Genomic DNA, 4,820 nt, shown 5'->3' on the forward strand with positions numbered 1-4,820 from the left:
CTTCGAGTCCGACAGGTCGAGTTCGACCTCGGTAAAGCGCTCGCCGGCCTGTGACGCGAGCGACGGATGACGGCTGCGCGACACGCCGAGCACGGCGATGCCTTCCTGCAGGAGTTGTTCGGCGAGCGCCGCGCCGACGCCGCGGGTGTGTCCGGTGACGATGGCGCGCACGGGTGCGGAAGAGGATGCAGTCATGGTGGTGAACGGGTGAGGGGGTGAGCGGGTTTGACGAGCGGTGCGCACGCACGGCGGCAGCGCATTCAACGCGGGTGATGCGTGGTATCGGCGTGCGAAAGCGGTCGTGTGCGGCGCCGCTGATATCGGGATGAACGTCTATCGTAGCGCCGGCATGCGCATCGCGCAAACGCCCGGCGCGCGCGAAGGATGAAGCTGCGGTGCCGCGCACGCGCATCGCAGCGATGCGCCGCACGCTATCGCGCGCGCCGCTACGTCGGACGAAAACCCGCTGCGGCAAGTCCGCATGCTGCTGCGCCAAGCGGCGCCGGGCCGTGCGTCGCGAGCTATCATATGGCTCGCCCGTGCGCGATGCCGTACGGGCCGCGATCGTTTCCCTTCACCTGCTGCACGCTGCGACGCCACTCATGAACACCACGCCGGATACGCCCACGCCCCGCGCCCTTCGCGAACTCACGCCTCTCGAGGCCCGCATTCTCGGCGTGCTCGTCGAGAAACAACACACGGTGCCGGATACCTACCCGCTGTCGCTGAACGCGCTGACCGCGGGCTGCAACCAGAAAACCGCGCGCGCGCCGGTGATGAACGTCAGCGAGGACGAAGTCACGACCGCGCTCGACGAGCTGAAGCGCCTGAGCCTCGTGATGGAGGGCAGCAGCAGCCGCGTGCCGCGTTTCGAGCACAACATGAACCGCGTGCTCGGCATCCCGAGCCAGGCGATCGCGCTGCTGACGATCCTGCTGCTGCGCGGCCCGCAGACGGCCGCCGAGCTGCGCCTGAACAGCGCACGCCTGCACGGCTTCGCGGACATCTCGTCGGTCGAGGCGTTCCTGGACGAACTCGCGGCGCGCGCGCAGCCGCTCGTCGTCCGGCTGCCGCGTGCGCCGGGTGCGCGCGAGAACCGCTGGATGCACCTGATGTGCGGCGACGTGAACATGGCCGACTTCGCGAGCGCGGATGCCGGCGGCGGCGCGGATTCGGTGCCGCCTTCCGAATTCGAGGCGCTAAAGGCCGAACAGAAGCGCCTCGCGGACGAAGTGGCGCGACTCAATGCGCTGGTTCAACGGATGGCGAGCGAACTCGGCATCGACGTCGACGCACCGGGCGACGCGTCCTGATCGCTTCCTGATGCAATGGCAGCGGTGCGCGCGGACCGCCGCGTCACTTCAGCTCGACGCCGGGGACGAGGTACCACGCACGCGCTTCGGATCAACCGGCGCATCACGGCGGCAACCGAATGGTTTTCATGACGGTGCGTGAGCGATGAAGACGCATATCAACCGACACTGATCCGCGTTGCGCCCGCATCGACGAGCCGGAACAGCAGATCCTCGACGGCCGTCTCCGGCGCGGAACCGAGATCCGCGTGGATGCGCCAGCCCTGTTCCGTGCGAACCGGTTCCGACAGGTAGTGAACGATGCCGTGCAGTCCGTCTTCGGCCGGCGTGTTCTCGTCGTCCGCGTCGAACCACGCGAGGAACCACGTCTTGAACGCGTCGTTCGCGGTGCTTTCGTCGAGACCGTCGGCCTCGACCGCCGCCCAGTCCCACACGAACGGCTGGATCGACACGGCTGCCGTTTCGAGTTCGAATGCGAACGGCTCGAAATCCAGCTGCGTGGCCGAATCGACCATCGCGGGCTGGCCGGCCGCCTCGCCTTCGGTCGCGATCGTGTCGGCGCGGCACGGCAACGCGAGCGGGCCTTCGGTGGCCAGCGTGCCGTCGGCCTGCCGGTAGGCCGGCTCGACGACGACGGCCGATTGCGTGGTGGCTTTCGCGAGCAGGTCGACATAGGGTTGGCGGATGGCGCGGAGCAGTTCGGAGACGGTCATCGTGGCGTGTCGGTTGGGCAGGAAACGATCGGTCACAGGCAAGCGGTGTGCGGAGCGACCAGCGTCGCACGACGGGCCGCTTCGGTACCGGACAACGGTGATCCTACGGTACTCCCCTCCAACGCGAACACTCGGCCGAACGGCCGGGCCGCCGACCTCGCGTGGCAACCGGTTTAGACGTTTACCTTCAAACAAGCGAAAACGCATCTCGAACGCATTCTCGTTGTGCTTCAATAAATCAGATTTGCAGTCCTACTAAATTACAGAATCGGAAAAAACCGGATCATTCATTTACAGGAGACAGTCGATGGCACCGAAACGCTGTTGAAGCGGCAATCGCGATGGTCTGCAACACCGCCGAATTTCCTTCGATGCAAGCAGGTTATCCCAGGGGCCTCCACCCATGTCCTCCAGACGTTTCATGATTGTCGCGGCTGCGGCCGCGGTGTCAGCCATACTTGCCGTCACGACACCGCCGGCCAGCGCCGCGGCGCCAGCCGTCTCCGATCCGTTCTACACGTACACCGGCTCCACGCCGTTGGCATCGGTTCCACCGGGCACCGTGATCAAGACGCGTAACGTCACCTATCACGTGGCCGGCATTCCGACCGCGGTGACCGCGCAGCAATTGCTGTATCGCACCAGCAACGCGCTGAACCAGCCGGTCGTCAACGTGACCTCCGTGATCCGCAGCCCGGTCAGCAACGGCCACGCGATCTCGTACCAGTCGGCCTACGATTCGCTGAACCCGTACGACGAGCCGTCGCAGGTGATCGCCGGCGATCGCGACGTGACCAAGGTCATCAACGTCGGCACGTTGCTGTACAGCGCGGAATCGATTCCGCTGTCGACGCTGCTGCTGCTCGGCTACAACATCATCGTGCCCGATACCGAGGGCCAGACGGCCGATTTCGCGGCCGGCCCCGAATACGGGATGACGACGCTCGATTCGATTCGCGCCGCGCTCAATACGCCGTCGACCGGGCTGAATCCGTCGAGCAAGGTCGCGATGATCGGCTATTCCGGCGGCGCGATCGCGACGAACTGGGCCGCGCAACTCGCGCCGAGCTACGCGCCCGACGTCAACCGGCAGCTCGTCGGCGCGGCGGAGGGCGGCGTGCTGGTCGACCCGGCGCACAACCTGCGTTATGTCGACGGCAGCATCGTGTGGGGCGGCGTGGCCGCGGCCGCGCTGGCCGGCCTGTCGCGCGGCTATGGCTTCGACCTGACGCCGTACCTCAGCGAGACGGGCGTGGCCGTGTTCAAGGATATCCAGAACCAGTCGCTCGCCTACATCCTGCCGAAGTACACGGGCCTGCGCTGGGGCACGCTGTTCAAGCCGCAATACGCGAACGACATCAACAGCATTCCGGTGTACGTCACCTATGCGAACAAGGTGAATGCGGGGCTGGCCGCGTCGCCGACGATCCCGATGTTCATCGGCCAGGGTACTGCGGGCGCGCTGGACGGCACCTTCGGCAGCCAGGTGGGCGACGGCGTGATGCTGGCGTACGACGTGCGCGCGCTGGCGCAGAAGTTTTGCGCCAGCGGCACGGCGGTCACGTACACCGAATATCCGCTCGAACACGCGGGCGCGATCGTGCCGTGGGTGGCCGGCATGCTGCCGTGGCTCTACGATCGCTTCAACGGCAAGGCCGCGCCGAACAATTGCTGGCTGACGTCGCTGCTGCCGAGCAACTCGCTCGCGCCCGAGACGCGGCACTAGTCATGCCGCGCAATGCGGCAAACGGTCGGGCGACCCCTTTGCGGGTCGCCTTTTTTTGCGTCGTTTCGACGTCGATCGCGTGACTGCGGCGGCCGTCGTCCGCATTCCCCCGCCGTAACCCGCCGCGACCTTCTCCGGGTGCCATAATCGAGCCTGCCCATCATTCCAGACAGACGTCCCCCGGAGAATCACCATGCAGAACCTCGACAATCCTTCCCATGATCGCGAGGTAGGCAGCGCCGACGCGACGCAGGACACCACACGCATCGACGACGTCCGCATCGGCGCCGTGCGTCCGCTGATTTCGCCCGCGCTGCTGCTCGACGAGCTGCCGGTGCCGGCCGCGACGCAGACGCTCGTCGAGGATACGCGTCGCGCGATCGGCGACATCCTGCACGGCCGCGACGACCGGCTGCTGCTCGTCGTCGGCCCGTGCTCGATCCACGATCACGACCAGGCGCTCGATTACGCACGGCGCCTGAAGGTCGCAGCCGACGCGCTGAAGGACGACCTGCTGATCACGATGCGCGTGTACTTCGAGAAGCCGCGTACGACGGTCGGCTGGAAGGGGTACATCAACGATCCGCGCCTCGACGGTAGCTTCCGCATCAACGAAGGGCTGCGCGCCGCGCGGCAATTGCTGCTCGACATCAACGCGCTCGGCCTGCCGGCATCGACCGAATTCCTCGACCTGCTGAGCCCGCAGTACATCGCCGACCTGATCGCGTGGGGCGCGATCGGCGCGCGCACGACCGAGAGCCAGAGCCACCGCCAGCTTGCGTCGGGGTTGAGCTGCCCGATCGGCTTCAAGAACGGTACCGACGGTGGCGTGCAGGTCGCGTCGGACGCAATCGTCGCCGCGGCGGCGAGCCATGCGTTCATGGGGATGACGAAGATGGGGATGGCCGCGATCTTCGAGACGCGCGGCAACGACGATGCGCACGTGATCCTGCGCGGCGGCAAGAACGGCCCGAACTACGATGCCGAGCACGTCGAGGCGAGTTGCGCGGTGCTGCGCAAGGCCGGGTTGCGCGAGCAGGTGATGGTCGACTGCTCGCATGCGAACTC

The 4,820-nt window shown here is 66.6% G+C and carries 5 protein-coding genes; 3 read left to right on the forward strand and 2 right to left on the reverse strand.

The window, feature by feature from the left end; genetic code table 11:
• Positions 1 to 195: SDR family NAD(P)-dependent oxidoreductase (locus tag JMF90_RS24355; RefSeq protein ID WP_201325521.1), on the reverse strand; the 195-nt coding region annotated here is incomplete at its 3' end.
• Positions 196 to 602: 407 nt separating this feature from the next.
• Between JMF90_RS24355 and JMF90_RS24360 the strand changes: the two genes are divergently transcribed.
• Positions 603 to 1,313 carry a YceH family protein gene (locus JMF90_RS24360; RefSeq protein WP_041489653.1) on the forward strand — a complete coding sequence of 237 codons (711 nt, stop codon included), beginning with the start codon at positions 603 to 605 and terminating at the stop codon, positions 1,311 to 1,313.
• 158 nt (positions 1,314 to 1,471) lie between these two features.
• On the opposite strand, the gene JMF90_RS24365 is transcribed toward JMF90_RS24360, so the two are convergent.
• Positions 1,472 to 2,026 carry a hypothetical protein gene (locus JMF90_RS24365; protein ID WP_041489449.1) on the reverse strand — a complete coding sequence of 185 codons (555 nt, stop codon included), beginning with the start codon at positions 2,024 to 2,026 and terminating at the stop codon, positions 1,472 to 1,474.
• A 403-nt stretch (positions 2,027 to 2,429) separates the two neighbouring features.
• On the opposite strand from JMF90_RS24365, the gene JMF90_RS24370 reads away from it, so the two are divergent.
• Both JMF90_RS24370 and JMF90_RS24375 read left to right on the forward strand, forming a co-directional pair.
• Entirely contained in the window at positions 2,430 to 3,752 is a 1,323-nt protein-coding gene (locus tag JMF90_RS24370; protein WP_011548831.1) for a lipase family protein, read from the forward strand.
• A 193-nt stretch (positions 3,753 to 3,945) separates the two neighbouring features.
• The coding region (locus tag JMF90_RS24375) for a 3-deoxy-7-phosphoheptulonate synthase (protein WP_201325522.1) at positions 3,946 to 4,820 on the forward strand (875 nt) is incomplete at its 3' end.

The organism is Burkholderia sp. E168m23 (assembly GCF_016586125.1).
Lineage (GTDB): Bacteria > Pseudomonadota > Gammaproteobacteria > Burkholderiales > Burkholderiaceae > Burkholderia > Burkholderia orbicola.